This window comes from Hydrocarboniphaga effusa AP103 (genome assembly GCF_000271305.1).
Lineage (GTDB): Bacteria > Pseudomonadota > Gammaproteobacteria > Nevskiales > Nevskiaceae > Hydrocarboniphaga > Hydrocarboniphaga effusa.
This window is the reverse complement of sequence record NZ_AKGD01000003.1, coordinates 241,676-268,669: the sequence shown is the minus strand read 5'-3', so window position 1 is coordinate 268,669 and position 26,994 is coordinate 241,676. Positions and strand designations below refer to the sequence as shown.

At 67.2% G+C, this 26,994-nt stretch carries 26 protein-coding genes; 5 read left to right on the top strand and 21 right to left on the bottom strand.

Annotated features, from left to right (window positions below; translation table 11 throughout):
• Nucleotides 1–172: 172 nt before the first annotated feature.
• Nucleotides 173–1,384: an argininosuccinate synthase gene (locus tag WQQ_RS17675; RefSeq protein ID WP_007186609.1), complete on the bottom strand. Its 1,212-nt coding sequence runs from the start codon at nucleotides 1,382–1,384 to the stop codon at nucleotides 173–175.
• Between the two features lie 188 nt (nucleotides 1,385–1,572).
• Between WQQ_RS17675 and rnt the strand changes: the two genes are divergently transcribed.
• Nucleotides 1,573–2,262, top strand: a complete 690-nt coding sequence (rnt, locus tag WQQ_RS17670; protein ID WP_050997742.1) for a ribonuclease T — start codon at nucleotides 1,573–1,575, stop codon at nucleotides 2,260–2,262.
• A gap of 37 nt (nucleotides 2,263–2,299) precedes the next feature.
• Here the strand turns inward: rnt and WQQ_RS17665 are convergent, their stop codons facing one another.
• From WQQ_RS17665 to WQQ_RS17620, 10 genes are all read right to left on the bottom strand, one after another.
• Complete coding sequence (locus tag WQQ_RS17665; RefSeq protein WP_007186607.1) at nucleotides 2,300–3,562, bottom strand: methyl-accepting chemotaxis protein; 1,263 nt, start codon at nucleotides 3,560–3,562, stop codon at nucleotides 2,300–2,302.
• 295 nt (nucleotides 3,563–3,857) lie between these two features.
• Entirely contained in the window at nucleotides 3,858–4,916 is a 1,059-nt protein-coding gene (locus tag WQQ_RS17660) for a protein-glutamate methylesterase/protein-glutamine glutaminase (RefSeq protein WP_007186606.1), read from the bottom strand.
• Nucleotides 4,917–4,926: 10 nt separating this feature from the next.
• Entirely contained in the window at nucleotides 4,927–5,556 is a 630-nt protein-coding gene (cheD, locus tag WQQ_RS17655) for a chemoreceptor glutamine deamidase CheD (RefSeq protein WP_007186605.1), read from the bottom strand.
• Entirely contained in the window at nucleotides 5,556–6,389 is an 834-nt protein-coding gene (locus tag WQQ_RS17650) for a CheR family methyltransferase (protein ID WP_007186604.1), read from the bottom strand. The genes cheD and WQQ_RS17650 overlap by 1 nt, the downstream gene beginning before the upstream one ends.
• A 226-nt stretch (nucleotides 6,390–6,615) precedes the next feature.
• On the bottom strand, nucleotides 6,616–9,327 hold the full coding sequence (locus WQQ_RS25130) for a methyl-accepting chemotaxis protein (protein WP_007186603.1): 2,712 nt from the start codon (nucleotides 9,325–9,327) through the stop codon (nucleotides 6,616–6,618).
• A gap of 43 nt (nucleotides 9,328–9,370) precedes the next feature.
• Nucleotides 9,371–9,883 (bottom strand): chemotaxis protein CheW, encoded by a 513-nt coding sequence (locus WQQ_RS17640; protein WP_007186602.1) that lies wholly within the window; start codon nucleotides 9,881–9,883, stop codon nucleotides 9,371–9,373.
• A gap of 10 nt (nucleotides 9,884–9,893) precedes the next feature.
• Complete coding sequence (locus tag WQQ_RS17635; RefSeq protein ID WP_007186601.1) at nucleotides 9,894–11,918, bottom strand: chemotaxis protein CheA; 2,025 nt, start codon at nucleotides 11,916–11,918, stop codon at nucleotides 9,894–9,896.
• A gap of 10 nt (nucleotides 11,919–11,928) precedes the next feature.
• On the bottom strand, nucleotides 11,929–12,303 hold the full coding sequence (locus tag WQQ_RS17630; RefSeq protein WP_007186600.1) for a response regulator: 375 nt from the start codon (nucleotides 12,301–12,303) through the stop codon (nucleotides 11,929–11,931).
• The gene (locus WQQ_RS17625) at nucleotides 12,300–12,614 is read right to left on the bottom strand and encodes an STAS domain-containing protein (RefSeq protein WP_007186599.1); all 315 of its coding nucleotides are present in this window, start codon (nucleotides 12,612–12,614) and stop codon (nucleotides 12,300–12,302) included. Before WQQ_RS17625 ends, WQQ_RS17630 begins: the two co-directional genes overlap by 4 nt.
• Nucleotides 12,615–12,714: 100 nt before the next feature.
• Nucleotides 12,715–13,206 (bottom strand): chemotaxis protein CheW, encoded by a 492-nt coding sequence (locus WQQ_RS17620; RefSeq protein ID WP_007186597.1) that lies wholly within the window; start codon nucleotides 13,204–13,206, stop codon nucleotides 12,715–12,717.
• A gap of 270 nt (nucleotides 13,207–13,476) precedes the next feature.
• On the opposite strand from WQQ_RS17620, the gene WQQ_RS17615 reads away from it, so the two are divergent.
• A complete protein-coding gene (locus WQQ_RS17615; protein ID WP_007186596.1) occupies nucleotides 13,477–14,112 on the top strand; it encodes an OmpA family protein in 636 nt (211 codons plus the stop codon).
• 133 nt (nucleotides 14,113–14,245) lie between these two features.
• Here the strand turns inward: WQQ_RS17615 and motD are convergent, their stop codons facing one another.
• Nucleotides 14,246–15,199 (bottom strand): flagellar motor protein MotD, encoded by a 954-nt coding sequence (motD, locus tag WQQ_RS17610; RefSeq protein WP_007186595.1) that lies wholly within the window; start codon nucleotides 15,197–15,199, stop codon nucleotides 14,246–14,248.
• Nucleotides 15,200–15,458: 259 nt separating this feature from the next.
• Here motD and WQQ_RS17605 point away from each other — a divergent pair, with 259 nt between their 5' ends.
• Complete coding sequence (locus WQQ_RS17605) at nucleotides 15,459–16,580, top strand: helix-turn-helix transcriptional regulator (RefSeq protein ID WP_192812997.1); 1,122 nt, start codon at nucleotides 15,459–15,461, stop codon at nucleotides 16,578–16,580.
• A gap of 57 nt (nucleotides 16,581–16,637) precedes the next feature.
• On the opposite strand, the gene WQQ_RS17600 is transcribed toward WQQ_RS17605, so the two are convergent.
• From WQQ_RS17600 to flhF, 8 genes are all read right to left on the bottom strand, one after another.
• On the bottom strand, nucleotides 16,638–17,378 hold the full coding sequence (locus WQQ_RS17600; protein ID WP_007186593.1) for a flagellar motor protein: 741 nt from the start codon (nucleotides 17,376–17,378) through the stop codon (nucleotides 16,638–16,640).
• Nucleotides 17,378–18,511 (bottom strand): chemotaxis protein CheA, encoded by a 1,134-nt coding sequence (locus tag WQQ_RS17595; RefSeq protein ID WP_007186592.1) that lies wholly within the window; start codon nucleotides 18,509–18,511, stop codon nucleotides 17,378–17,380. The genes WQQ_RS17600 and WQQ_RS17595 overlap by 1 nt, the downstream gene beginning before the upstream one ends.
• Nucleotides 18,502–19,302 carry an Hpt domain-containing protein gene (locus tag WQQ_RS17590; protein ID WP_007186591.1) on the bottom strand — a complete coding sequence of 267 codons (801 nt, stop codon included), beginning with the start codon at nucleotides 19,300–19,302 and terminating at the stop codon, nucleotides 18,502–18,504. The genes WQQ_RS17595 and WQQ_RS17590 overlap by 10 nt, the downstream gene beginning before the upstream one ends.
• Before the next feature lie 42 nt (nucleotides 19,303–19,344).
• Complete coding sequence (locus WQQ_RS17585; protein WP_007186590.1) at nucleotides 19,345–20,034, bottom strand: protein phosphatase CheZ; 690 nt, start codon at nucleotides 20,032–20,034, stop codon at nucleotides 19,345–19,347.
• Nucleotides 20,035–20,042: 8 nt separating this feature from the next.
• A complete protein-coding gene (locus WQQ_RS17580) occupies nucleotides 20,043–20,435 on the bottom strand; it encodes a chemotaxis response regulator CheY (RefSeq protein ID WP_007186589.1) in 393 nt (130 codons plus the stop codon).
• Nucleotides 20,436–20,565: 130 nt separating this feature from the next.
• Nucleotides 20,566–21,378, bottom strand: coding sequence for an RNA polymerase sigma factor FliA (locus WQQ_RS17575; RefSeq protein WP_007186588.1), 813 nt, complete (start codon nucleotides 21,376–21,378; stop codon nucleotides 20,566–20,568).
• Complete coding sequence (locus tag WQQ_RS17570; protein WP_040454804.1) at nucleotides 21,375–22,262, bottom strand: MinD/ParA family protein; 888 nt, start codon at nucleotides 22,260–22,262, stop codon at nucleotides 21,375–21,377. Before WQQ_RS17570 ends, WQQ_RS17575 begins: the two co-directional genes overlap by 4 nt.
• Nucleotides 22,252–23,568: a flagellar biosynthesis GTPase FlhF gene (gene flhF, locus WQQ_RS17565; protein ID WP_007186586.1), complete on the bottom strand. Its 1,317-nt coding sequence runs from the start codon at nucleotides 23,566–23,568 to the stop codon at nucleotides 22,252–22,254. Before flhF ends, WQQ_RS17570 begins: the two co-directional genes overlap by 11 nt.
• Before the next feature lie 426 nt (nucleotides 23,569–23,994).
• On the opposite strand from flhF, the gene imuA reads away from it, so the two are divergent.
• Both imuA and WQQ_RS23250 read left to right on the top strand, forming a co-directional pair.
• On the top strand, nucleotides 23,995–24,624 hold the full coding sequence (gene imuA, locus WQQ_RS17560) for a translesion DNA synthesis-associated protein ImuA (protein ID WP_007186585.1): 630 nt from the start codon (nucleotides 23,995–23,997) through the stop codon (nucleotides 24,622–24,624).
• Nucleotides 24,621–26,090, top strand: coding sequence for a Y-family DNA polymerase (locus tag WQQ_RS23250; protein ID WP_007186584.1), 1,470 nt, complete (start codon nucleotides 24,621–24,623; stop codon nucleotides 26,088–26,090). Before imuA ends, WQQ_RS23250 begins: the two co-directional genes overlap by 4 nt.
• A gap of 319 nt (nucleotides 26,091–26,409) precedes the next feature.
• On the opposite strand, the gene WQQ_RS17550 is transcribed toward WQQ_RS23250, so the two are convergent.
• Nucleotides 26,410–26,982, bottom strand: a complete 573-nt coding sequence (locus tag WQQ_RS17550; RefSeq protein ID WP_007186583.1) for a peroxiredoxin — start codon at nucleotides 26,980–26,982, stop codon at nucleotides 26,410–26,412.
• Between the last annotated feature and the right edge of the window lie 12 nt (nucleotides 26,983–26,994).

The following is a 26,994-nucleotide window of genomic DNA, read 5'->3' as shown; positions in this document are numbered from 1 at the left end:
GGCGTGATCGCCGCGCCAAGCTCTCAGCGGGCGTCGCGCTTGGCGCCCGTGCGCAGGCGCAGGCCATTGAGCCGGATGAAGCAGCGACCCGAGCCCGGACGAGGGCCCCGCGCAGCGGGATCGTCCGGATCAGCGAGTGGTCGCCAGAGGGCGTGATCGCCGCGCCAAGCTCTCAGCGGGCGTCGCGCTTGGCACCCGTGCGCAGGCGCAGGCCGTTGAGCCGGATGAAGCCCTCCGCGTCCTTCTGGTTGTACGCGCCGCGATCGTCCTCGAAGGTCGACAGCGTGGCGTCGAACAGCGTGTCCTTCGAACGGCGGCCGGCGTTGTAGACGGCGCCCTTGTAGAGCTTGAGCTTGACCTCGCCGTTGACGCGCACCTGGGTGTCGTCGATCAGCGCCTGCAGCATGCGGCGCTCCGGCGAGAACCAGTAGCCGTTGTAGATGAGCTTGGCGTAGCGCGGCATCATCTCGTCCTTCAGATGCGCCTGCTCGCGGTCCAGGCACAGCGATTCGATCGCGCGGTGCGCCTTGAGCAGGATGGTGCCGCCCGGGGTTTCGTAGCAGCCGCGGCTCTTGATGCCGACGTAGCGGTTCTCGACCAGGTCGAGACGGCCGATGCCGTGCTTGCCGCCGAGCTTGTTGAGCACTTCGAGAATTTCGTAAGGCGTGCCCTTGACGCCGTTGACTGCAACCGCGTCGCCCTTGTCGAACTCGATGGTGACGTACTCGGCCTCGTTCGGGGCTTCTTCCGGGTTGGTCGTCAGGCGCCAGATGCTGTCGTCCGGCGTCCACCACGGATCTTCCAGACCGCCACCTTCATACGAGATGTGCAGCGCATTGGCGTCCATCGAGTACGGCGAGCCGCCGTCCTTCTTCTTAGCGATCGGAATGCCGGCTTCGGCCGCGTAGGCCAGCAGCTTTTCACGCGAGTTCAAGTCCCACTCGCGCCAGGGCGCGATGACCTTGGCCTCCGGCCACAGCGCGTAGGCGCCGAGCTCGAAGCGAACCTGGTCGTTGCCCTTGCCGGTGGCGCCGTGGCTGATCGCATCGCAGCCGGTGGCGCGCGCGATCTCGACGAGACGCTTGGCGATCAGCGGGCGCGCGATCGAGGTGCCGAGCAGGTATTCGCCCTCGTAGATCGCGTTGGCGCGGAACATCGGGAACACGAAATCGCGCACGAATTCTTCGCGCAGGTCGTCGATGAAGATTTCCTTGACCCCGAACTGCTGCGCCTTGGGGCGCACGTGGTCGAGCTCCTCGCCCTGGCCGATGTCGGCCGTGAACGTGACGACCTCGCACTGATAGGTGTCCTGCAGCCACTTGAGGATGACGGAAGTGTCCAGGCCGCCCGAATAGGCGAGCGCGACTTTGCGGGGCTTGCTCATGAGAAAACCGGTGGAAAACGACGGTGGAAGTAGGCGTACGGCGACGGCGGGCGCGGATTATATCGTCCTGCGATGGCGCCACGGGGCTCGCGCAGGCCGCGCGAATACCGAAATCGCGCTTGTGCGCCCGCGAGCCGTCCCCACGTTCAGAGCGCTATCATTCGACTCGACCTCTTCGCTTGCTGCCCATGCCCCAGTCTCCTGCCCTGCCCCGCGTCGGCCATCGGTTCCGCGGCTTCTTGCCCGTGGTCGTCGATGTCGAGACCGGGGGCTTCAACTCCCATACCGACGCCCTGCTCGAAATCGCGGCGGTGATCCTGGGCGTGGACGAGAGCGGCAGGCTGGTGCCCCGGCAGACCGTGTTCAGCCACGTGGAGCCGTTTCCGGGCGCGAACATGGAAAAGGCCTCGATGGAGGTCAACGGCATCAAGGTCGACAACCCGCTGCGGCTGGCCCGCAACGAGTCCGATGCGCTCGGCCATATCTTCAAGCCGATCCGCCAGGCGGTTTCAGAACAAGGCTGCACGCGCGCCGTGCTGGTCGGGCACAACGCCCACTTCGACCTCGGCTTCCTCAACGCCGCGATCGCCCGCACCGGCATCAAGCGCAGCCCGTTCCACCCGTTCTCGGCCTTCGACACCGTGACCCTGGGCGGCGTCGCGCTGGGCCAGACGGTGCTCGCCAAGGCGCTCGTGAGCGCCGGCCTGCCCTACGACAACCGCGAGGCGCATTCGGCCATCTACGACGCCGAGCGCACCGCCGAGCTGTTCTGCCTGCTCGTCAACCGCATGCGGCCGATCTACGAAGAGCTGGTCGGCAAGATCGACCCGGCGGCGCCGACCGGCGCGGACGAGGCCGAGGTCGTCGAGCCGTCCTGAGCTGGGATAGCGGCATCGTCCACCCAGCGGCCCGGCTTCAGAACAACTCCACCGCCCCCGATTCCATCGACACCTGCGCCACCGGCTTGTGCTGCGGCTGGCGCCAGTCGGCGACCGCGAGGTTGCCGTTGATGCCGGCCGGCATCGTGCCGGCGTTCGCGGCGTTGGCCGCGGCCGGCGCGATCACCGGCGCGGCTTGAGCTGCGGTTTTCGGCACATGCACCGCGTCGGCTCCGCGCACGAGCGGCAGGCTGCCGGCTTCGTCGTGGATCGACGACAGCCGCGTCAGATGCGCGTCCGCAGCCGCGAGCGCCTGGGTGGCGATGTCTTCGAACTGCAGCGAGCGCACGGCTTCGGAAACCGCCTTGCCGATGCGCTCGGAACTCGTCGAAACCTCGCGCACGCCGTCGCCGAGCGACTGGTTGATGTCCTTGATCCGCTCGAGCAGGCGGTTGACCTCACTGCGCGCCTGCTGGCTGCGGTCCTGGTGCCTGGACGCCATGCCGCCGACCGATTCGCGCACCTTGGCGATCGCCTCCTTGGAGCTCGCGACGCGCTTGCGGATCTGCTCGTTGAAGTTGTTCGAACGCTCCGACAGATTGCGCACCTCTTCGGCCACCACTGCGAAGCCGCGGCCCGCTTCGCCGGCGCGCGCGGCTTCGATCGCCGCATTGAGCGCGAGCAGATTGGTCTGATCGGCGATCGAGCGCACGTCGCCGAGCAGTTCGAAGATCGCGTCGAGGTGCTGCACCATGGTGTCGATCTGCTGCACGCTGGCCAGGCTCTGCTGGCCGGCTTCGGCGAGCGTGTCGACGAGATCGCCGGTCAGGCGGCCCGCGAGTTCGGCGAAGTGGCGCACGCCGACGTTCTGCGCGCCATCGGCATCGGCCTGGTCGAGAATGCGCGCGACCACCGCGTTCTGCTGTCGCGCGTGCTGGTTCATCGCCTCGAAGCTCGTCGTCAGCTGGCGAATCGCGGACTGCACGAGGCCGCGTACGCGCGTGATCTCATGCGCAAGCCCACCGACTTCACCGGCCAGCCCCTCGCGAATTTCCGCGAGCCGGCGATCGTGATCCTGCTGCTGCCGGCTCAGCGCGCCGCGCTGCTGCGCGCGTTCGCTCCGCTCGCGATTGCGGCGCCAGAAGAAGTAGCCCCAGCCGGCCGCCGCGGCCGCCACGCATAGCCCGTCCGCGAACGGCGGCAAGCGGGTCATGGCCGCGACGGCGAGCGCCAGCGAGCCCGCAAGCGCCGGCACGTGCACCTGTGCCAGGACGGAGGGGATGGAGTCGATCTTGGTCATTCGTACGGTCCTCGAGACCGGGGGATCTGCGGCTTCGGCTGGGTGGTTTATCGGCCGCGCGCTGCGGAGCTTGAATGGTGAATGCAGCTTGGTTCATTCCCCTCTCCCGCGTGCGGCGAGGTCGTTGGCCCCAGGCGAGGACTGACTCGATGCCTGTCCGAGTCAAGCCAACGACGGTCCGAAGGACCAGGAGAGGGGAAGCTCGGCAGATGCGCGCACTTTCCGGACGAGCCCTCTCTCCTCTCGCGACGCGAGAGACTCTCTCCCGCACGCGGGAGAGGAGTACCAGCCGGGCTCAAGCCGCCGCACGCTCGCCACTGCACAGCGCCAGCAGGCGATCGGCGATCAGTGCGATGTCGAGCGCCTGCTCGGCCGCGCCGAGCTTGAACGCGACGCCCGGCATGCCCCAGACCACCGAACTCGCTTCGTCCTGCACGATACAGCGCGCGCCGGCCTCGCGCATCGCGAGCAGACCGCGCGCGCCGTCCTCGCCCATCCCGGTCAGGATCGCGCCCACGGCGTTTGCACCCGCCTGCTGGGCGACCGACTTGAACAGCAGGTCCACGCTCGGGCGATGCCGGTTCTCCGGCGCGCTCTGATCGAGTCTGCAGACGTAGCGGGCACCATCGCGCGCGAGCCGCAGATGCCAGTCGCCCGGCGCGATGTAGACGTGCCCGGGCACGATCTGCTCGCCGTCACGGGCCTCGCGGACGCTCATCGCCGAGCTGCGATTCATGCGCTGCGCGAACGGCCCCGAGAAGGCGGCCGGAATGTGCTGGGCGATGACGATCGCGGGTGCATCGGCTGGCATGTCTTCGAGCACCTGCTTGATCGCTTCGGTGCCGCCGGTCGAAGCGCCGATCGCGATGATCTTTTCGGTCGTGCGCAACAGGCTGCGTCGCACCGGCGCATGCGCCGGTGCGACCGGTGCGCCGACACTACCGCGCACGCGCGCCTTGGCGGCCGCCTTGATCTTGGCGACGAGTTCGTCGGCGTATTCGCGCAGCCCGGCTTCGAGATCGATCTTGGGCTTGGTGACGAAGTCCACGGCGCCGAGCTCGAGCGCCTGCAGGGTGGTTTCGGCGCCGCGTTCGGTCAGCGACGACACCATCACCACCGGCATCGGCCGCAGGCGCATGAGGTTTTCGAGGAACGTGAGCCCGTCCATGCGCGGCATCTCGACATCGAGCGTGAGCACGTCCGGGTTCATCGCCTTGATCTTGTCGCGCGCGACGAACGGGTCGGGCGCCGCACCGACCACGTCGATCTGCGGATCGCGCGTCAGCAATTCGGTCAGCAGCTTGCGCATGAGCGCGGAATCGTCGATCACGAGCACTTTGATTCGTGCGCTCATGTGGTTCTCCTCAAAACAGCTCGACCGAGCCTTGCGTGGGTTCGGCCCTCAACCGCGAGCGATACAGGCCTTCGCTGGCCAGCACCTCGCTGTCGTTCGCGGTCGGCAGGCGCTTGACCATCGCGCGGCCGGTCTTCGGAAAGTAGTGCACGCGTCGCGGGCAGGTATCGAACAGGTCCTGGGCCACCAGGCGAATCCCTTCCTGTTCGAGATAACGCAACACGAACGCGCCGTTGCGGTCGCCGACGTTGTTGATCGTGAAGCCCGGCAGCACCGATCCACCGCCGAACACCTTCGCTTCGAGCCGGCCGCGTGCGGCGCCGCGCTTGAGCAGCTCGTTGATGAGTATTTCCATCGCATAGCCGCCGTAACGGGCCGATTCGTTGGCCCAGCGGCTTTCCGGAGTGTCGCCTTCGCTTTGCGGGAGCATGAAGTGATTCATGCCGCCGACACCGGCCAGCGGATCGCGAATGCAGGCCGACACGCAGGAGCCGAGCACCGTCACCAGCATGACGTCGTTCGCGGTGACCAGATACTCGCCCGGCAGCACCTTGAGTGCCTGGGCGCAGAAGCGACTGTCGTAGTAGCCGGCGGGCTCGGCCGGCGCCTGCTCGCTTCGCAGCTTGCGGATCTCGTGCATCAAGCGTCCGCCCTGCGGTAGATGGTACGACCGACCGGGCGGATCAGATCGCCCGCGTGGAAAAAGCTCTCGGAATGCCCCGCGAACAGCAGGCCGTCGCGCGCCAGCAGCGGCACCATCCGTTGCAACACCGCGAGCTGTGTCGGCTTGTCGAAGTAGATCATGACGTTGCGGCAGAAGATCGCATCGAACGGCCCGCGCATCGGATACGCGGCATCGAGCAGATTGAGCGGCCGGAACGTCAGCAGCTCGCGCAGCGGCGGGGCGACTCGGCACAGGCCCTCCGCGGAGCCCTTGCCCTTGAGGAAGAACCGCTTGCGCCGCGACTCGGACAGTTTGTCGATGCGCTCGACCAGATAGACGCCACGTTCGGCGGTGGCGAGCACCTGCGTATCGATGTCGGTGGCCAGGATATCGACGGGCGGCGCCAGCGTGGCATGCGCTTCGCAAGCCGTGATCGCGAGCGAGTAAGGCTCTTCGCCGGTGCTCGCTGCCGCGCACCAGATGCGCGCCCTGTGGCCACGCGGACGTTGGGCCAGCAACTCGCGCAACACATCGAAATGATGCGCTTCGCGAAAGAACGAAGTCAGGTTGGTGGTCAGCGCATTGGTGAAGGCCTGCCATTCGTCCGCATCGCCTCCGCGCTCCAGGCGATCGAGATAATCGCCGAAGGAATCGAGCCCCAGCGAGCGCAGGCGGCGTGCGATGCGGCTGTAGACCATCTCTTCCTTGCTGTCGGCGAGCGCAATGCCGGCACGGCCGTGGATGAGCTTGCGGATGCGCTCGAAATCACGGACGGTGAAGTCGAATTCGCGGTCGAGCGTGAGGGACATGGGCTTGGTCCTGATTCAATCAACTGAGCCTTGCAGCTCCCTCTCCCGCGTGCGGGAGAGGGTGGCGCGACAGCGCCGGGTGAGGGAGCAGACTCCGAACGGAGCGCAAACTGAAACCGTGCTCCCTCACTGCCCGCCTTCGGCGCAGGCTCCCTCCCGCACGCGGGAGGGAGGACACGGCCGTGCAGTACGCTACAGAGCGATTTGATGACTCAGTCCAGACGTCTCAAAACTCCGTCCACTGCTCCGCTCCGCTGCCCGCGATCGGGTGCGCCTTGCCATTGCTTTTGCCGTTGAGCGAGTGCACGCCGTTCGATCGACCCGGCGCAGGCTTGGCCGCCGCCGGCTTGCCCACCGGCGGACGGGCGGCCGGCCTCGGCGGCGCCGAACTCGCCACCACCCGCGGCTGCGGCTTGGCGGCCGCGGCGGCGCCCTCCTCGAGCCGGAACTGGCTGACCGATTCCGCGAGCCCGGAAGCCTGCTCTTCGAGCGAACGAGCCGCGGCCGAAGCCTCTTCGACGAGCGCCGCGTTCTGCTGGGTCACCTCGTCCATCTGCGTGATGGTCTGGTTGACCTGCTCGATGCCCTGGCTCTGTTCCTGCGAGGCCGCGCTGATCTCGGACATGATATCGGTCACTCGCTTCACGCTCGTCACGATCTCGTCCATCGTGCGTCCGGCCTGCTCGACGAGCTTGGACCCGTTGCCCACCTTCTCGACCGAATCGCCGATCAGGCCCTTGATCTCCTTGGCCGCAGCCGCGCTGCGCTGCGCGAGGCTGCGCACTTCGGCCGCGACCACCGCGAAGCCGCGCCCCTGCTCGCCCGCACGCGCCGCTTCGACCGCCGCGTTGAGCGCGAGGATGTTGGTCTGGAACGCGATACCGTCGATGACGCTGATGATGTCGACGATCTTCTTGCTCGATTCATTGATCGCGTTCATCGTCGTCACCACCTCGCTGACCACCGACCCGCCGCGGCGCGCCACCTCGGAGGCGCCCATCGCGAGCTGGTTGGCCTGCTTGGCGTTCTCGGCATTCTGCTTGACCGTACTCGTGAGCTCCTCCATCGACGATGCGGTTTCTTCGAGCGAAGCGGCCTGTTGCTCGGTGCGAGCCGAAAGGTCGTTGTTGCCGTTGGCGATCTCGCGGGCGGCGACGTTGATGGTGTCGGTGGCGGTCTTGATCTGCGACACGATCTGGGTGAGCTGTTCGACGGTCTGGTTGGCATCGTCGCGCAGCTTGCCGAAGGTTCCCTGATAGCCGCCCGATATGGTCTGCGTCAGGTCGCCGTGCGCCAGTGCCCCCAGCACACGCGCCACTTCGTCGAGCCCGCTGCTGCTGGTTTCGAGCAGGTGATTCATGCTTTCGGCGAGCTGGCGGAAGAAGCCTTCCTTGCCGTCGAGCGTGACGCGGCGGCTGAAGTCCCCGTTGGCCGCGGCCTGCACGATGCCGCCGATCTCCGATTCGATGCTGACCTCGACAGTGCGGTCGGCCCACTCCACCACCGTACCGAGTCGCTCGCCGGCCTCACCGACGATCGGATTGACGGTCAGCGTGAAGGTCCGTCCGCCGACCTTGATCTGCGAACGCAGGGTGTCGCGCAGATTGTCGAGCGCATGGCGCTGGTGCTCGGGGTGGCGATGGAACACGTCGATATTGGCTCCGAGCAGGCGCCGCGCATCGAACTGCGGCAGCTGCTTGCGCAGATCGGCTTCGGCCACCAGCAGCATCTGCTCGATCGACTTGTTGACGTAGATGATTTCGCGATCCTTGTTGGCGATCATCACGTTGGTGTTGACGTTGTCGAGCGCCATGCGGATGCGCAAATTCTCGGCGGCCTGAACACGCTCGCGATGCGTCGCAGACTCGATGCCGTCGAGCATCGTGTTCACCCCGTCGCAGAGCGATCGGATCATGCCGTCCTTGCCGTCGAGCGGGATGCGCCGCGACAAATCGCCCTCGCCTGCCGCCATCACCACCGCCTGCGTCTGTTCCACCGCAGCGGTCAGCGCGTGACTGGCCTGCACCTGCGCGGTGATATCGCTGGCGTATTTGACGACTTTGATCGGCCGCCCGGACGAATCGAGGATGGCATTGTACGAGGCCTGCAACCAGAGCTCGCGGCCGCCCTTGGCGACACGACGGTACTGGCCGGCATCGTATTCGCCGCGACTGAGCTTGTCCCAGAATGCCTTGTAGCCGGCGCTGGACCGCTCCATCGGATCGACGAACATGGCGTGATGCTGTCCGACGATCTCGTCGAGCCGGTAGCCGGTGGTCGTCAGGAAATTGTCGTTGGCCTCGAGGATGTGCCCGTCGAGCGTGAAGTGGATGACCGCCTGCGATCGGCCGATGGCTTGCAGCTGCCCGGCGTATTCCGCCATCTGCCGTGCCTGGTCGGTGACATCGGTGGCGTAGACCGCGATGTGCAGCAGCGCGCCCGATTCGACCACCGGGTTGAAATTGGCCTGCATGCAGATCTCGCGACCGCCGCCGACCTGCAGCAGGTAGCGCCCGGCCACCGACTCGCCACGCGAGAGCTGCTCCCAGAACCCCCTTGCCTCGCTGCGTTGCCAGCCTGCCTCCATGAAGCTGGTGATGTTGCGGCCGAGCAGATCGGCCCGCGCATACCCCATCAGCTGCGCGAAGTTGTCGTTCAGATCGACGATCTCGCCGATCATGCTGAGCTCGGCATAAGCCCGCAGCCTGCGAATGGCGACGATGTGCGCACGCAGCTCGGCGACTTCGCGCGCGAGCTTCCCGGCATGTCCACCGCCCGCGGCTCTGGCCTTCGCGCCGCCGACCGGGCCAGGGCGCGACTTCGCCCGCGCAGCCGGCCTGGAGGCAAGCTTCTTTTTCGGCTGGCTCGCAGCCCTGGACGCCACTTTCGGCTTGGCTTTCGAGGAGGCCTTGGCCGCTGCGGAGGATTTCTTCTTCATGATGGGATTCCTTGGTTCTGAATTCGCTGCGACGGGCGGCGGATCAATGCAAAGCGGCAGCGTCGACGAGCGCCATTTCGTGGCTGCTCATGAGCTTTTCGATGTCGACGAGGATCAGCATGCGTTGATCGAGCGTGCCGATGCCGGTGATGAAGCGGCTTCCGAGCTGACCACCGAGCTCGGGCGCCGGGCAGATCCGTTCGGCCGGGAGCTGCAGCACGTCGGACACGCCATCGACCACCATGCCGACCACGCGTTGCGCCACGGTGAGGATGATCATCACCGTGAAAACGTCGTACTGGGCCTGTGCGAGCTTGAACTTGAGGCGCATGTCGACCACCGGCACGATGGTGCCGCGCAGATTGATCACGCCCTTGATGAAATCCGGCGTATCGGGAATGCGCGTCACCGTGTCGTAGCCGCGAATCTCCTGAACCTTGAGGATGTCCACTCCGTACTCCTCGCTGCCGAGCGTGAAGGTGAGGAACTCGCGCACGCCCTCGCCGGCGTTGGCGGCATTGCTGTTTGCGCTTGCGGATGCTTGCGGAAGACTCATGGCGACTCCTTCAGGCGGCCATCGCGCGGCCTGCGCCGCGCACGAGCTCGACGATGTCGAGTATCAGCGCGACGCGGCCGTCGCCCAGAATGGTGGCGCCCGAGAACAGTGGCAGGCGCCGGTAATTGGCTTCGAGACTCTTGATCACGACTTGCTGCTGGCCGAGCAGTTCGTCGAGCTGCAGGGCGACCTTGCGGCCTTCGGCCTCGACGATCACGAGGATCGACTCGTGCGCGTCGCGGCCCGCGCCCGGCAAGCCGAACAAGGTGTGCAGATCGAGCAGCGGCAGGTATTCCGAGCGCACCGCGACCAGCATCGCGTCGACGCCGATACGCTTGATCTGCGAGACCGTCGGCTGCAGGCATTCGACGACCGACGACAGCGGCACGATGTAGGTGTCCTCTCCGACCGCGACGCTCATGCCGTCGACGATCGCAAGCGTCAGCGGCAGGCGGATGCGCACGGTCGCGCCCTGGCCTTCGGTCGACGACAGTTCCACCTGGCCGCCGAGGCTCAGGATGTTGCGCTTGACCACGTCCATGCCCACGCCCCGGCCCGAGACGTCGGTGACTTCCGATGCGGTCGAGAACCCGGGCGCGAAGATCAGATTCCACACATCGGCATCGCTCGCGTTGTCGGCGACCGCAATGCCGTTGCTGCGCGCCTTTTCGAGGATGCGCGCGCGCGACAGCCCGCGCCCGTCGTCGGCGATGTCGATGACGATCTGCCCGGCCTGATGCGCGGCGCGCAAGGTCACCGTGCCCTGCGCCGGCTTGCCCGCGGCAACACGATCGTCGATCGATTCGATGCCGTGATCGATTGCGTTGCGCAGCAGATGCGTGAGCGGATCGCCGATGCGTTCGATCACGCTCTTGTCGAGCTCGGTGCCCTCGCCGACCGTCTGCAGGCGCACTTGCTTTCCGAGCTTGGTTGCGAGGTCGTGCACCATGCGCGGAAAGCGGCTGAACACCGCATCGATCGGCAGCATGCGTGTCGACATCACCGACTCCTGCAGGCGGCGCGTCGTGTGTTCGAGCTGCTGCACGGCGGACAGCAGGCGCTCGTGTCCGAGCGGATCGAGTCCCTGGGCGTACTGCGACAGGCTCGCCTGCGTGATCACGAGTTCGCCGACGAGGTTGATGAGGCCGTCGATCTTGTTGGTCGACACGCGAATCGAGCTTTCGAGTGCGGCGGCCGCGCTGCGCTGCGGCTGCGGACGCGCCGGAGCCGCGACGCCGATCGGCACGACTTTGTCCTCGCCATGGGCGGGCGCCGGCGGCGTCGCGGATTCGGAAACAACCGCGACCGGCTCGACGGCTGCGGCCGCAACAGCCAGTGGCTCGATCCGCAGCTCGCATTCGTCCTCGACCCAGGCGAACAGCTCGCGCACTTCGATCTCGCTCGCCAGCGTTTCGAGCCGCAGGTTCCAGCCCAGGTAGCAGGACTCGGCGTCGAGCGCACCGAAGCCCGGAATCCCGTCGGCGAATTCGAGCTCCGAATGCAGGGTTCCGAGTTCGGCGAGTTCGCGCAGGATGCGCAGCGGGTCGTTGCCGCTGCGGAACAGATCGGGCCGCGGCACGAAGCGGATCGTCCAGCCCGTGGTCGCTTGCGCAGGCCCGGCAGCCTGCGCCGCAACCGTGGCCGGCCCGACATTCAGAGCGGCTTGCAGGGATGCCTGCAACGAAGCGCCCAGCACCTCGTCGCACGCACCGCCGTCGCGCGCGGCGACGAGCAGGCCGCGCACGTGATCGGCTGCGCGCAGCATCAGTTCGACGAGCGTCGCATCGACGCCGCGCTGCCCCGACCGCACGCTGTCGAGCAGCGTTTCGAGGTGGTGCGTGAAGCCGGCGACCGCAGCGAAACCGAAGGTCGCCGCACCGCCCTTGATCGAATGCGCGGCGCGAAAAATGTCGTGGATGACCTCGCCGTTGTCGGCCTGCACATCGAGCCGCAGCAGCGCCTGCTCCATCGCATCGGCGCGCTCGAAGCTTTCGTCGAAAAAGGCTTGGTGGAAACGGGCGAGATCGATGGACATGGGGATCGCCTCAGGCGAGAACCCGCCTGATCGTGGCGATCAGCTGATCGGGGTTGAACGGCTTGACGATCCAGCCCGTCGCGCCCGCGGCCTTGCCTTCGGCCTTCTTCTCGGGCGTCGATTCGGTGGTCAGCATCAGCATGGGCGTGAACTTGTAGTCCGCCATGCCACGCAGGGCGCGCACGAGCGACAGGCCATCCATGTTGGGCATGTTGACGTCGGCGAGCACCAGGCCGAATTTCTGCGTCTGCGCCATCGACAAGGCCACGACACCGTCCTCGGCTTCGGTCACGTCGAAACCGGCCGAACTCAAGGTGAAGGCGACCATCTGCCGCATGGAGTTGGAATCGTCGACGGCGAGAATGCGATGCGAGGCGTCGCTCATGGATGGGCCTTGGCGAGTTGGAGCAAGGTGGTGGCACCGAGCAAGGCCGCGGCCTTGCGCAGGCTTTCCGAAGGGCGCAGGAATTCGACGCTGTGCCCCGCGCGGCGGCGGTCGCGGCAGAACAGGCAGAACAGCTGCAGCGCCGCGGTGTGGATGCGCTGCAGCTCAGACGCCTCGAACTGCACGAGCTCGGCGTCGTCGACGCGTTGCCTGAGCGTTTCGTGCAGCGCAGCGGCCTGTTCGATGCCGAGATTCGCATCGAGCTTGATGACGGCGTTTCCGATATCGGTGTCGAGCTTGGCTGGGCTCATGAGGGTTCTCCGGACAGCGAACGAGGGCCAGCGGCAAGGGCAAGCGCCGTGCCCGGCCGCAGTCGGCGGAAACCCGTCGTCGACGGCTCGATGCGGGGGCTCAGTGCACGCATGCGGGCATCACCGCATCGATCAGCGGATCGAGCGCGAGCAGGCTCAGCATGTGGCGCTCGCCGGCCGCGCGGCTCACGAATCCGCAGACCGCATCGTCGGTGCCTGGAATGGCGACCGCCGGCGGCTTCTTGATCAGCGACGAGGGCAGCGAATAGAGCTCGCCGATCGCGTCGACGCGCAGGGCCAGCATCTCGCCGGCCGATTCGACGACGATCAGGCAGTGCGCCGGATCGCGTGCGCGGTCGGCCGGCCGCTCGATCTGCAGTCGGCCATGCAGGTCGATCACGGTGACGAGGCGTCCGCGCAGCGCGGCGACACCGAGCACGAAGCGCGGAGCCCCCGGCACCGCCTCGTAGCGCGCGGACGGATTCACCTCGCGCACGCAGTGGATCGGCAGCGCGAACGCCTGCTCACCGATCGAGAATCCGACCCAGCGACTGATGTCGCCGTCATCGTGACGCCTGCCCTGCAGCTGCATGGATTCACCCCCGGCGCGATTTCGCGCATGCGGTCTCGAACGCTTAGCGGTCGGATCGGCAAAAACTTGAGCCCGCCACCCTTTTTTGGATTCAGCTGAACTTAATCCGCCCAAACCTACGGTCGGGTTTGCTGTTGGGTACACGCGTTTACCGGCATCGATCGCTTTCGCACCGAGTACGGCGATCAGTGAGGTGTCAGGAAGCCCGCCACGCGCGGCTTCTGGTGGACGCGACAAGGAAGTCACACATCAAGCGAAGGAGATCGCACGATGAAGATGCATGCACGGGCCGGCAGCGTGGCCCTCGGACTGGCCGCACTCACGCTCGCGGGCTGCCACAACTACGTCAAACGCGACGAGTTCGATTCCACCGTCGCCGAGTTGCGCGGCAACATCGAAACCGCCCGCGCCGAGAACCGCGAACAGATCGCCGCGCTGGGCCGCGATCTCGAAGGCAAGCTCAAGAACCAGGAAGTCGCCATCAACGATCTGCAGGACAAGCTGATCCTGAACATGACGGCGCACTTCGATTTCGACAAAGCCGACTTGCGCGCCAAGGACGAGAAGGCGCTCGACGACGTCGCCAGCGTGGTCAACAAGCGTCCCGACATGAAGGTGACGGTCGAAGGCTATGCCGACTCCGCCGGCTCGGCCGCGTACAACAAGCGGCTCGGCCAGCGCCGCGCCGAAGCGGTGCGCGAGCATCTGGTCGCCAGCGGCCTGCCGGCCGACAAGGTCACCGCCGTGAGCTATGGCGACGACAAGGACAAGCAGCTCGCCCCGGGCGCCTGGGGCGAACGCGGCCAGGCCAACCGCCGGGTCGCGCTCGTGATCGAGAACGGCAGCAATCAGCTCGGTGCTGCCGAAACGCATCAGCACGGCCAGATGAGCGCGACCGGTCGCTGATCGCTGTGATGCGGCAAGCCTCTCTCCCGCGTGCGGGAGAGGGCTCGGGGTGAGGGAGCACGATCGTGAATCCAAGCGCATTCTTCGACCCGCGCTCCCTCTCCCTCACGCAGGCGAGGGAAAAACGAAACGACTAAGGCATCAGCTCGGCTTGAACGATGCCTTGGGTCGTCGCGGCGATCTTGTCTTTTTCCATGGGCCTGTTCGCTTCGGCCGTCGGCATCATCGGCACGCTTTCGCCGCCGCGGGCCAGCACCACGATCAGCACGCGGCGATTGCGGTTGCGCCCTTCCTGCGCCGCGTTGTCCGCCACCGGCCGAAACTCGCCAAAGCCCGCCAGGCTCAGCCGCGAAGGCTTGATGCCCTTGGCGGCGAACAGGTGCAGCACGCTCGCCGCACGCGCGGCCGAAAGCTCCCAGTTGCTCGGATACACCGGCGTGCTGATCGGCATCGAATCGGTGTGGCCTTCGACGCGCATCGGGTTGGGGAACCTGGCGAGAATGCCAGCGACGGTGCCGAGCACCGGCCTGGCCTCGTCCGACAGCGTGGCCGAGCCGCTCGGAAACAGGATGTCCGCGCGAATCTCCACTTCTAGCGTCTGCTCGGACGAGCGGATGCGGACGAGTTTCTTCTGGACCAGGTCACCGAGCGCGTTCTCGATGTCCTGGCCCATCTTCTCGAGCGCCTGGCGCTCGGACACCGCGCGCCCGCTGCCCCTGCCCGTCATGGTGTCGGGCGAGGCGCGCAGCGGCATCGGCAGGCGCGCCTGGATCATCTGCGCCACGTCGGGTTTCTTCGCCACCGGGCCGCCGGCCGTCAGCGCGGATCGCTGGCGCATCATGCTCGACTGGCTGTCGGGCTCGGCGCCGCGCTGCTTTTCGCCGAACTGGATCGGATTGATCGATTTCGGCGCCCCGCTGAACTCGGCCTGCAGCGAATCCGCGAGCACGCGGTACTTGCCCTCGTTGACCGACGACACCGCGTACATCACCACGAACAGGGCGAGCAGCAGCACGAGCATGTCGCCATACGGAATGGCCCAGGCTTCGTGGTTGACGTGGTCTTCGTGGGGTTTCTTGCGGGCCATGGGGCGGGAATCGGCAATCGCTTGAAGCGTTTCGGCCGAACCCGCCCGATCTTGAGCTCCATTGCGCAGATCGTGGTTTTCTCGACGTGCCCGGATTCTTCACCCGCTTGCGCAGACCCTTCCGAACACGGCCGGGCCCTGCGCTGAAACCGTACGAGGGACGCAGTACGCCGATCGCCGATCCGGTGATACCGTTTACCTCAGGGGATTCTCGGGGGAAGCAAAGATGGTGGGCGGGCCGCGTCGCTTCGAACAGCAGTTGTCGTTCGTTCTGGAAAGCATCCATCAAGTGCCGTTCGGCGAATCCACCTGGGCGTCGGCACTGACCGCCATCGCGGATTACCTCGGCGCGGAGTGCGCGGACCTCACGTTCTCCGATCCGGTCCTGCAGCAGCTCACGCGCTGGGAACAGGCTCGGCTCGATACGCAAACCGTCGAGGAATACACCCGAACCTACATGGCGGCGAACTGGGCGGAGGTCCAGCCGCGCGTCCCGATCGCGTTGGAAATGCGGCAGGGCCAGGTGGTGGCGGACATCGACTTCTGGGATGCGCCGGCTCGCAAGCGGATGATGTTTTTCCAGGAGTATTACCACCCGCTCGTTCAATGCGGCGAATGCCTCATGGGCTGCGTCAGCAAGACCGAGGACGCACCCTGGGCTTACCTGGCCCCTCATTTCCGCAGCAGGGCCCCGCAGCAGGCACTCGTGCGCGAGCGGCTCGGCATGCTGCTCCCGCACGTGCGTCGGGCGATCACCGCCGAAACCCGTTTGCAGCGCGTTCAAAAGGAGAAAGAGGCGCTGGCCGAGGCCCTCGACCACGTGGCCGACGCCGTGGCGCTGCTGGACCGCGGCGGCAGAGTCGTGCGGGCCAATCGGGCGGCGGAAGCGCTCATCCGCACCGCGGGCGGCGTGGACCGGGCGGCGGACGGCCGGCTGCTGGTGTCCACGAGCCCGGCGCGAACCGCATTGGCGGCCGCACTGGCCCAATGCGCGAGCCCGCTGCTGTGGACGCCGGGCGCCGGCGTCATGCCTCCCGTGCGCATCGCCGTTTCGAGGCCGCGGGGTCGCTCGCTGATCCTGACCCTGCAACCGCTTCCCAAGGAGCTGGCGGGCGCCTTCAACGCCGTCGCACTGCTGTTCATCGCCGATCCCGACGGGCATCCGGTGGATCGTAGTGCCGCCCTTCGCAAGGCCTACAAGCTCAGTCCCGGCGAAGCCCGGCTGGTGCAGGCGATCGCGGACGGAGAAACGCTCAAGGAATTCGCCATCCGAAACCAGGTGAGCTACGAAACCGTTCGATCCCAGCTACGCCGCTGCTTCGAGAAAACGGGCGTTCGTCGGCAGGCGGAACTGGTGCCGCTGGTTCTGCGAACGAAGTAGCGCCGGCAGGCCCGCAAAAAAGCCCGGCGAGGCCTGCGCAGGCCTGAGCCGAACCCCTCAGTGCACGTATCCCTGCAAGCGCACCTCGATGTTGCGCGGGTTGTCGCCCTGGCTGATGCCGATCAGGCCTTCGATGATCATCTCGCGCACGCGCGTCTGGTCGCTGATGACGGACTTGAGCTTGGCCGCCATCGGCAGGAAGAACAGGTTCGCCGAGCCGATGCCGTAGATCGTCGCGACGAAAGCCGCCGCGATGCCGTGGCCGAGCTTGGACGGATCGGCGAGGTTGGCCATCACCGCCATCAGGCCCATGACCGCACCGATGATACCGAGCGTCGGCGCATAGATGCCGAAGGCTTCGAACACTTTGGCGCCGGCCAGGTCGTGATGCTCGGATACCGAGAGCTCCACTTCGAGCGTGCCGCGGATGACGTCGGGCTCGGCGCCGTCGACGAGCATCTGCAGGCCCTTCCTGGTGAAGTGATCGGATTCGCTCTCGACGCTCGGCTCGAGCGCGAGCAGGCCTTGCTTGCGCGCCGCATTGCTCCACTCGACGATCTTCGCAATGAGATCGTTCGGCTGCTGCTGCGGCGGCTTGAAGATCCACTTTCCGAGCTTGAGCCCGTGCAGAAAGGTCTTCAGCGGCATCTGCATCATCACCGCCGACAAGGTGCCGACGATGACGATGACGAAAGCCGCGGGCGACAGCAGCGCGAGCGGGTTGGCGCCTTTGAGAATCGTGCCGACGATCAGCACGACGAAGGCCAGGATCGCGGCGACCAGACTCAGGATATCCATCAGCGAGTCCTCGACAGATCGCGTTCGTAGGCGGCCAACAGGCCGGGAAGTTCGACGATGAGGGCGACGCGGCCTTCGCTCGTCACGGTGCCGCCCGCGATACCCGACAGGCCCTTGAGCAGGCGTCCGAGCGGCTTGACGACGATCTCCTCGCGGCCGCGCACGCTGCCGGCGATCAGGCCGTAGCGTTCGCTGCCGATGTTGACGACGACCACGTGCTCGCGCTCGCCGTCGTGCTCGTCGCCGGTCCAGCGCGCAAGCCGCAGCAGGCGCAGCGAGTGGTCGCGATACGGCACGCGTTCCCAGCCGTCGTCGCTGGCGCCGACGAGCGAGGCATCGAGCGTGAACACGTCCTGCACCGCCTGCAGCGGCAGCGCGAACAGGCGCGAGGCACGCTCGATCATCAGCACGGGCTGGATCGCGAGCGTGAGCGGCAGGCGGATGCGAATGGTGCTGCCGCGGCCCGGCTCGGATTCGATCGCGACCACGCCGCCGAGCGCGACGATGTTCGAGCGCACGACATCCATGCCGACACCGCGACCGGACAGATCGCTGATCTGCTCCTTGGTCGAGAAGCCCGGCAGAAACACCAGCTGCAGGCATTCCTCGCGCGTCATGCGCGCGGCCTCGGCCTCGCCGATCAGTCCGCGTTCGAGCGCCTTGGCGCGCAGGCGATCCGCGTTCATGCCGGCGCCGTCGTCGCTCACGGTGACGACGATCTGGCCACCGGCCTGCTCGGCCGACAACACGATGCGCCCGCAGGCCGGCTTGCCCGCCGCGATGCGCGCCCCGGGCGTTTCGAGCCCGTGATCGACCGCATTGCGCACCATGTGCATGAGCGGATCGCCGAGCGCTTCGACGAGCGTCTTGTCGAGCTCGGTATCCTCGCCGATGCGCTCGACTTCGACCTGCTTGCCGAGCTTGCGCGCGGTATCGCGTGCGAGCTTCGGAAACTTGGCGAACAGCCTGCGGATCGGCTGCATGCGCATGCGCGTGACCTGCGCCTGCAGGCCCGAGGTGATGACGTCGAGTTCGGAAAACGTCTTGCGCAGTTCACCGATCGCCACCCCGGGAGTGGCACCGAGACGCTTGATGCGATTGCGCACGAGCACGAGTTCGCCGATCAGGTCCATGACGTGATCGAGGCGCTGGGTGTCGACGCGGATTTCGAGGCGCTCGGGATCGGCTTCACCACGCCCGGAGAAGACACTCCGTTTTCAGTCAGCCCCTCTCTCCCCTCGCTACGCGAGGGACTCTCTCCCGCAAGCGGGAGAGAGGAAAGACAGGCCGGTTGCGTACTGCTGGTGTGCGTTGCAGAAACCGACGCTGGCTTGCCCTGCAGCTGATCGAGCAGCGCCTCGAACTCGTCGTCGGAGAATGGATCGCTGTTGCTTGTCCCCTCTCCCGCTTGCGGGAGAGGGTGGTTCGAAGAACCGGGAGAGGGAAAGACCGGAGAAGACACTCCGTTTTCAGTCAGCCCCTCTCTCCTCTCGCTGCGCGAGGGACTCTCTCCCGCATGCGGGAGAGAGGAGCTGCCTGCAGCGGAAGCCATCTGCCGCAACACCATCACCAGCTCATCGCTGCGCTCCGGCACGCCCTCCATCGCCACCAGTTCGAGCATGCCGCGCAGCTGGTCGAGCGACTCGAGAATCGCGTCGAGCAGATCGGGCGTCAGCGTGCGAACCCCCGAGCGCAGCAGGCCGAACAAGTCCTCCGCCGCATGCGCAAGCTCGACCACCGCATCGAGTTCGAAAAACCCCGCGCTGCCCTTGATCGTATGAAAGCCGCGAAAGATCGCATTGAGCAGTTCGCGATCGTCCGGCGTTCGCTCCAGGCCGACGAGTTGCTCCGACACGCGCTCGATCAGATCGAGGCTTTCGTTCAGAAAGTCGGTCTTGAGCTCGTTGTCGATTTCGATGGCCATGTCGCCCGTATCGCCTGTATAGCCGTGTGCGTCGCCGCCGAGTCAGAAGCCGAGATCCGCGAGCAAGGCATCGGCATCCTGCTGGCTCGCCGCGTTCGCCGCCGCCGGCCCCTTGAGATCGAATCTCGACTCAGACGGGAGCGAAGGCTGATGCGTCTCTATCGGCCGCCGAGCGCCATTCTTTAGATCGGCCTCGCCGGCCGACGCGAGCATCGGCCCTGCCACGCGAACCAGATCGATCAGCGCGCTCTCGACCTGCCGCACGAGCGCGATCACGCGGCGGATCAGCTGGCCCGACAAATCCTGATATTCCTGCGCGAGCGCGAGCGACAGCAGATTGCTGCGCAGGCGCTCCACCGCATCGGCCACCGGCGCGCCGCCGGCCTCGTGCAGATCGTTGACGATGCGCCGGCTGTCTTCGACGAGATCGAGCGTGCGATGCGCTGCGTCCTCCGTCATGCGCACCACGTGATCGAGATGCGTGCAGGCGTCCTTGATCTCGCCCTGGGCGAGCCCGGCGATACGGCTGTCGAGGTCGAGCTCGCGCATCGCGGCGCTGACTTCGTGCGCGAGTCGCACCACGCCCTGGGCGAGCGGATGCCGCTCCGCCCGATGCAACTCGCTCAGCAAGGCACGCGCGGCTTCTTCGTCGCCGGCTTCGAGCGCGGCGAGCGCCGCGCGCAGCCCGGCTGCGAGCTCGACGGCGGCCCGCGTCTGATCGTTCGCACTCATCGCCAGGCTCAGGCCGCAGCGGCGGCGCGCTGGAAGATCTTGTCGATCTTCTCTTTGAGCGTGACCGCGGTGAACGGTTTGATGATGTAGCCGTTCACGCCGGCCTGCGCCGCCTCGATGATCTGATCGCGCTGCGCTTCGGCGGTGACCATCAGCACCGGCAGCTTGGCGAGCCGCGCGTCACCGCGGATGGCGCGCAGCAGATCGATGCCGGTCATGCCCGGCATGTTCCAGTCGGTGACCACGAACTCGAAATCGCCGGCCTGCAGCATCGGCCAGGCAGTGCGGCCGTCGTCGGCCTCGCTGGTGTTGGTGTAGCCCAGGTCGTGCAACAGATTCTTCACGATGCGGCGCATCGTGGAGTAGTCGTCGACGATGAGAATCTTGGCGTTCTTGTCCATGGCAGGTGCTTTCTTCAGAGAGTTTTGTCATGCCCGCGAAGGCGGGAATCCAGGCTTTTCTTCGTGCGGCTGGCGCCGAACGGGATTCCCGCTTTGGCGGGAATGACGGCTACGGCAACCATCGCAAACATCAGGCGGCGCGGGCCGAGACGCCGACGGCCGCGTTCTTGCGCGGACGCCCGGCCTTCTTGAGCGGCATCGCAGCCGAAGCGCCGGCCCATTCCTGCAGCTGCGAGCGCACGCGCAGCAGAGCCTGGCCGTGGATCTGGCAGACGCGGCTTTCGGTGACGTCGAGTACCGCGCCGATTTCGCGCAGGTTGAGCTCTTCGTCGTAGTACAGCGACAACACCAGGCGTTCGCGCTCGGGCAGTGCGGCGATCGCCTGCGCGAGACGGCTGTGGAATTCGTCGCGCTCGATGGCTTCGAGTGGCGACGAATTCGGATCGGGCGCTTCGAACGGGTCGTCGCTGCCATCGGGCGGCTCGTCGAGCGAGAGCACCTGGCATTGCACGGCGTCCTGGATCGCGGCCCGATACGCCTCGGGCGTCAGGTTCAGGGCGGCGATGATTTCGTCCTCGCGCGCCTCGCGGCCTTCGCGCTGTTCGATCTGCTTCATCGCGCCGGAGATTTCGCGATGGCGGCGATGCACCGAGCGCGGCGCCCAGTCGCCACGGCGCAGCTCGTCCATCATCGCCCCGCGGATGCGAATGCCCGCGTAGGTTTCGAACGAAGCGCCGCGCTCGCCGTTGTAGTGACGCGAGGCTTCGATGAGCCCGATCACGCCGGCCTGGATCAGATCGTCGATGTCGACGCTCGGCGGCAGCCGCGCCGCGACGTGATACGCGATGCGCTTGACCAGGTCCGCGTGCTGCTGCAAAAGCGCGGCTTCGGCCGAGGCATCACGCGCGGGCTTCATGCTGGTGTAGGCGGTGGCGAGACTCATCCCGCGCTCCTTTGAACGAGACGTTCGACGAAGAATTCGAGATTGCCGCGCGCGCCGGTCGGCGAGCTCCACGTCAGCGCCTTCTTGGCAAGCTGGTGAAACGCCGCGGACGACGGACAGTTGGGATACACATCGACGACGGCGCGCTGGCGGCGAACCGCGCGGCGCAGCCATTCGTCCTGCGGCACCGAGCCCAGATAGCTCAGCGTGATGTCGAGAAAGCGCTCGGCGACGCGGCGCAGGCTTTCGAAGATTTCGCGCGCCTCGGCATCGTTGGCGACCATGTTCGCGAGCACCTGCACACGCTGCACGCCATGGCCCTTGTTGAGCACCTTGATCAGCGCGTAGGCATCGGTGATCGACGACGGATCCTGCGTCACCACCACGATCACCTGCTGGCTCGCCTGGCTCAGCGTGATCACCGAATCGGCGATGCCGGCCGCGGTGTCGACGACGAGCACATCGAGCGGACGGCGCAGCTCCGAGAACGCCTGCACGATGCCCGCGTGCTGCAGCGGCGACAGCTCGGCCATGTGGCGCTTGCCGCTCGAGGCCGGCACCACGCAGAGGCCGTGCGCGGCTTCGACCAGGGTGTCGTCGAGCGTGCATTCGCCGGCGAGCACGTTGGCGAGGTTGTAGCTCGGCTGCAGGCCGAGCATGACGTCGACGTTCGCAAGGCCGAGGTCGCCATCGAGCAGCACCACTCTCTTGCCGGCCATCGACATGGCCATCGACAGGTTCACCGAAACGTTGGTCTTGCCGACGCCGCCCTTGCCGCTGGTGACGGCCAGCACCTGCACCGGTTTGAGGGGACGCAGTCGCCGCAATCCCGCGGCCTGGTCTTGTGCATCGTGAGCGGGGGCATCATGAAAGTTAGAGGGCATGGGCCTGCGCCGTCTGGCTGAAGCTGGAGATGAGGAAGGATTCGTCCACCGGGGCCTCGCTCTGGCGAGCGAGCTGGGTGGCGTGCAGCACCAGGCGGTCGGCGCGTGCCGGCAGCAGGTCTTCGGGAACGCGCTGGCCGTTGGCGAGATAGTTCACGCGCAGGCCGTGGCGCATCGTCACCGACAGCGCGCCACCGAGCCGGTGCGCCTCGTCGATCTTGGTCAGCACGCAGCCGTCGAGCGTCAGCCCGCCGAAGCGCTCGACGATGTCGTGCTGCGCGCCGGGCTGCGCATTGGCGGCGAGCACCAGCCAGCTCTTGAGCCCGCGCCCGGCCATCTTCAGCTGCTGGCTCTGCGCGGCGAGCGCCTTGTCGCGCTGCGAAAGCCCGGCGGTGTCGATCAGCACCAGGCCGCGATCGGCCACGCGCGCCAGCACCGCGGCCAGCGTGTCCTGCGCCGTCACCGCATGCACCGGCACGCCGAGCAGGCGGCCATACGTGAACAGCTGCTCCTGAGCGCCGATGCGGTATTGGTCGGTGGTGACGAGCGCGATCTCGCGCACGCCGTGCTCGCTCGCATAGCGCGCCGCGAGCTTGGCGATGGTGGTGGTCTTGCCGACGCCGGTCGGGCCGACGAGCGCGATCAGCCCGCCCTGCATGACCGGATCGCTCGCATCGACCGCGAGCCGGCGCGACAGCAGGCCCAGCGGCAGGAAGCGGGCGCGCTCCGGGTCGGAGCCTTCGGGCAGTTCTTCGGCGATCGAGCGCGCGAGCTCAGGTTCGAGCCCGAGGTTGGCGAGCGCGCGCAGCGCGGCGGCCTGACGCGGGCGATGCTTCTGCATGTCGCCCCAGCGCAGGCCGGCGAGCTGCTCTTCGAGCAGCGAGCGCAGCGTCTGGATTTCGCGGTTGAGCTGCTCGGCGGCTTCGATGCCGGCGGCGGCCGCCATCGCGGTGGCAGGGGAGTTCTGCGGCGCCGGAGCCTGCGCCTCGGCCTGCATCGCCGGCGGCTGGCTTTCGGCGTGCGAGGCCTGCGGGGTGAGGTGCGAGGCCACGACTTGCGTCTTCGGGCGCAGCGCCGGCGGAACCGCCTGCGTCGCGGGCGGCGGCGGATCGCCGTCGGGGCTGGCCTGGCTGCGCTGGCGCGCGGCGCTGTGCATGAGCGCGGCGTCGTAATCGGTCGCCGCCACCACCTCGACGCCGCCCGGCACGCGGCGACTCGACAGGATGACCGCATCGCCCCCCTGCTCCTCGCGCACCAGGCGCATCGCCTCGCGCATGGTGGTGGCCTGGAATCGTTTGATCTTCATACGCGTGGCAACACCCGTTGTGTCCGCCACGAAGGACCGATTCCTTCGGGCGGGCGGCAGGTGCAACCGCCGTTCCAGGGCTTGGCGGGCGATTCGCCGCCCTTCAGCAGCGGTTTTTTGTCACCGCGGCGAAGGTGACGAAGTGTTGTCGCCGCCGGGTGATGGGCGGGCGTCAACAAGCTGGCGGTGCGACGGCAAGCGCAGGCCCTACGCGCCGCAAGCCAGCCCTCCCGGATTTTTCGGACGCTTTCCAACAAAAAATCACAAACGCGAGCCGGATCAAGCACTTCGGCTCGACTCCGAACTAATTTCCGAAGCGATTCCGACACTTCCGCCGAAGCTGCGTATGCCTCGGTTTGCGCCGCGCGCCGGCGGCGCTACCGTATCCGTCCATGACCCTTCGCGGTCGCCGTCCGTCTCTCTGCCGTGCCCCTGCGTCCGCTTCCCGACAGCCTGCTGCAGCGCTCCGACCTCTGGCTCGGACACAAGGCGCAGCGCATCTCGGCCGAGCCCACCGGCCATGCGGCGCTCGATGCGCTGCTTCCCGGCGGCGGCTGGCCGCGCGGGGCGATCAGCGAAATCCTGCTGCCGCGGCCGGGCGTCGGTGAATGGAAACTGCTGCTGCCGGCACTCGTGCGCCTGAGCCAGGCCGGAAAGCGCATCGCCCTGGTCGCCCCGCCGCATCTGCCGTATGCACCCGCGCTCGCCGGCGCGGGCATCGCGCTCGAGTGCTGCTGGATCGTGCAGCCCGAGTCGGCCGCCGACGGCGTCTGGGCCATCGAACAGCTGCTGCGCAGCAGCGCGCTCGGCGCCGTGGTGGGCTGGTGCGAGGCGGCCGACGAGCGCGTCCAGCGCCGTCTGCAGCTCGCGGCCGAGCAGGCCGGCAGCGGTCCGCTGGGCCTGTTGCTGCGTCCGCCCGGTGCGCACCAGCAGCCTTCGGTCTCGGCCCTGCGCCTGGGCCTGCGGCCCGAAGCCGGCGGACCGCGCATCGACATCCTCAAGGCCCGCGGCGGACGCAGCGGCCAGAGTCTCAAGCTCGCCGGGCAGGCCGCATGAGCCTCTGGCTTTGCATCCAGCTGCCGCAGCTGCCGCTCGAAGCCTTGAACGCGGACGCGAGCCGCAGCGTCGTCTACGCCCAGCACGGCTCGCGGCGCTGGGTGGTCGGCGGCACGCAGGCGCGCATCGGCCTCGGCGAAGCGCTCGGCAGCGTGCAGGCGCGCTTTCCCGATCTGCGCGTACTGCCGCGCGACCCCGCGGCCGAAGCCGCGGCGCTGCAGGCCGTGGCCTTCGCCGCCTACGGGCTCGGCGATCGCATCGCCATCGTCAGCGAAGCCCCGCGCGGGCTGTTCGACACGCCCTGGCTCGCGGTCAGCGTCGATGTCGGCCCGAGCCTGAAACTGTTCGGTGGCATCGACGGGCTGATGGCTCGGGCGCAAGCGCTGCTCGCGCCGCTGCCTTACAGCACGCGCATCGGCATCGCGCCGAGCTTCGAAGCCGCCGCGGTCGCCGCACGCGCCGGGCTTGCGCCGATCACCGATGACGACGATGGCGATGGCGATGGCGATGGCGACTGGACGCGGCAGTTGTCGCCGCTGCCGATCCCGATGCTGCGCTGGCCGCTGGCCGCCGAATCGGTGCTCGCCGGCTCGGGCCACCAGACGCTCGCCGACGTGCGTCGCCACGGCGCTTCCGCGCTCGCGGCGCGTCTGGGCCAGGAGTTCCCGCGCGCCCTGCAGCGCCTGTTCGGCCAGTTGCCCGATCCGCGTCCGTGGTTCGTGCCGCCGGCACGTTACCGGCGCCGCTTCGACCTCGATGCCGAGATCGACGACTGGCAGGCCCTGCTGTTTCCGCTGCGCCGGCTGTTCGACGAATTCGAGGCCTATTTGCGCGCCCGCCAGGTCACTACGAGCCAGCTCACGCTGACGCTCGCGCGCCGACGCAGCGAAGGCGAACGCTTCGTGCTGCGCACCACCGCGCCGACGCAGAGCGCGGCCATCTTCCACCGCCTGTTGCGCGAACGCTGGACCGCACGCGGTCCGAGCGCCGCCGCCACCGAACTGCGCCTGAGCGCCGACCGCTTCGCCGCGCTCGCGCCGCCGCAGGCCGGCTTGTTCGACGATGACGAAAGCAGTGGAGGCGAAGCCTGGAACGGGCTGATCGACCGGCTGCGCGCACGCCTGGGCGATACCGCGATCTGGCAGCCCGGGCTGGCCGACGATCATCGGCCCGAGCGGGCCTGGTCGCCGGACGGATCGCTCAAACCGGCCGCTGCGAATGCCTTGCCGCCGAGACCCTTATGGCTGCTGCGGCATCCGCGTCCGTGGACGCCGCGTACGCCATTGGCGGCGCCCGAGCGCATCAGTGGCGGATGGTGGGATGGTGATCCGGTGGAGCGCGATTACTACCGCAGCGCCGGTGCCGATGGTGAAAGCCTGTGGGTTTATCAGGATCGGCGCGATGGGAAGTGGTATTTGCAGGGCTTGGAGTTTGGTGATGCCGGGGGCGAGATCGGTGTTCGTTAGCTTCGCGATGAGCCAGCTCTTCGCCAAGAACTTTTGACCTCGCCGGGCGATGCTCGATGCGTCACAAGGGAAGCCGGGAAGGCAAACGGCAAAGCAAAAACAGATCGCAGCTGCGGCTTGCTGTCCCCTCTCCCGCGCGCGGGAGAGGGTGGCGCGTCAGCGCCGGGTGAGGGAGCGCTCTTCGGCAGTGTGCCTAGTCCAAGCAGTGTGAGTAACCCCCGGCCGGGGAGCAAAAAGAAAAGAAAGTAACCCCCGGCCGGGAAGGCCAAAACCCTCAGCGCTCAGCTGCAGCAGCAGCAATAAAAGCCCCGCAACCGAATCACCCCCGCGTCTGCGCCGCCTTCCACTCCCGCAAGGCCTTCAAGGTATTCTCGACATGCTTGTCCGGACTCAAGGCCGAATAGGCATACAGCACCTTCCCATCCGGCGTGATCACATACGACGTGCGATCCGCATGCCCCGGGTACACCAGCAAGGTCGCGTCGTAACTCTCCGCGATCTTGAGCCCGGGGTCGGCCGCCACCGCGAACTTGCCGTTGCATTCGCTCGGGCTCGCCGCGAACTTGTGCAGCGTCTCGATGTTGTCCTTCGAAACCCCGATCACCTGCGCTCCGAGCGCCTTGAACTGGTCGATCGCCTCGGCGAACTTGCGCGCCTCGATGTTGCAGCCCTTGGTGAACGCCGCCGGGTAGAAATACACCACCACCGGCCCCTGCTTGAGCGCATCGGCAAGCGAGAACGTGAACAGCTGGCCGTTCAACGACGCCTCGGTCGTGAAATCCGGCGCGGCGGCGCCGATGTCGAGGCTGGCCCAGGCCGGCAGCGCGACGCAGCCGGTCAGCAGAACCGCCGCGGCGATGCGGCGCACACCCAACATTGCGGAAACAGCCATGGCGAACCTCGG

Coding starts and splice junctions, on each gene's coding strand:
- WQQ_RS17675 (WP_007186609.1), bottom strand. CDS start 1,384: ATGAGCAAGCCCCGCAAAGTCGCGCTCGCCTATTCGGGCGGCCTGGAC.
- rnt (WP_050997742.1), top strand. CDS start 1,573: ATGCCCCAGTCTCCTGCCCTGCCCCGCGTCGGCCATCGGTTCCGCGGC.
- WQQ_RS17665 (WP_007186607.1), bottom strand. CDS start 3,562: ATGACCAAGATCGACTCCATCCCCTCCGTCCTGGCACAGGTGCACGTG.
- WQQ_RS17660 (WP_007186606.1), bottom strand. CDS start 4,916: ATGAGCGCACGAATCAAAGTGCTCGTGATCGACGATTCCGCGCTCATG.
- cheD (WP_007186605.1), bottom strand. CDS start 5,556: ATGCACGAGATCCGCAAGCTGCGAAGCGAGCAGGCGCCGGCCGAGCCC.
- WQQ_RS17650 (WP_007186604.1), bottom strand. CDS start 6,389: ATGTCCCTCACGCTCGACCGCGAATTCGACTTCACCGTCCGTGATTTC.
- WQQ_RS25130 (WP_007186603.1), bottom strand. CDS start 9,327: ATGAAGAAGAAATCCTCCGCAGCGGCCAAGGCCTCCTCGAAAGCCAAG.
- WQQ_RS17640 (WP_007186602.1), bottom strand. CDS start 9,883: ATGAGTCTTCCGCAAGCATCCGCAAGCGCAAACAGCAATGCCGCCAAC.
- WQQ_RS17635 (WP_007186601.1), bottom strand. CDS start 11,918: ATGTCCATCGATCTCGCCCGTTTCCACCAAGCCTTTTTCGACGAAAGC.
- WQQ_RS17630 (WP_007186600.1), bottom strand. CDS start 12,303: ATGAGCGACGCCTCGCATCGCATTCTCGCCGTCGACGATTCCAACTCC.
- WQQ_RS17625 (WP_007186599.1), bottom strand. CDS start 12,614: ATGAGCCCAGCCAAGCTCGACACCGATATCGGAAACGCCGTCATCAAG.
- WQQ_RS17620 (WP_007186597.1), bottom strand. CDS start 13,206: ATGCAGCTGCAGGGCAGGCGTCACGATGACGGCGACATCAGTCGCTGG.
- WQQ_RS17615 (WP_007186596.1), top strand. CDS start 13,477: ATGAAGATGCATGCACGGGCCGGCAGCGTGGCCCTCGGACTGGCCGCA.
- motD (WP_007186595.1), bottom strand. CDS start 15,199: ATGGCCCGCAAGAAACCCCACGAAGACCACGTCAACCACGAAGCCTGG.
- WQQ_RS17600 (WP_007186593.1), bottom strand. CDS start 17,378: ATGGATATCCTGAGTCTGGTCGCCGCGATCCTGGCCTTCGTCGTGCTG.
- WQQ_RS17595 (WP_007186592.1), bottom strand. CDS start 18,511: ATGGACCTGATCGGCGAACTCGTGCTCGTGCGCAATCGCATCAAGCGT.
- WQQ_RS17590 (WP_007186591.1), bottom strand. CDS start 19,302: ATGGCCATCGAAATCGACAACGAGCTCAAGACCGACTTTCTGAACGAA.
- WQQ_RS17585 (WP_007186590.1), bottom strand. CDS start 20,034: ATGAGTGCGAACGATCAGACGCGGGCCGCCGTCGAGCTCGCAGCCGGG.
- WQQ_RS17580 (WP_007186589.1), bottom strand. CDS start 20,435: ATGGACAAGAACGCCAAGATTCTCATCGTCGACGACTACTCCACGATG.
- WQQ_RS17575 (WP_007186588.1), bottom strand. CDS start 21,378: ATGAGTCTCGCCACCGCCTACACCAGCATGAAGCCCGCGCGTGATGCC.
- WQQ_RS17570 (WP_040454804.1), bottom strand. CDS start 22,262: ATGCCCTCTAACTTTCATGATGCCCCCGCTCACGATGCACAAGACCAG.
- flhF (WP_007186586.1), bottom strand. CDS start 23,568: ATGAAGATCAAACGATTCCAGGCCACCACCATGCGCGAGGCGATGCGC.
- WQQ_RS23250 (WP_007186584.1), top strand. CDS start 24,621: ATGAGCCTCTGGCTTTGCATCCAGCTGCCGCAGCTGCCGCTCGAAGCC.
- WQQ_RS17550 (WP_007186583.1), bottom strand. CDS start 26,982: ATGGCTGTTTCCGCAATGTTGGGTGTGCGCCGCATCGCCGCGGCGGTT.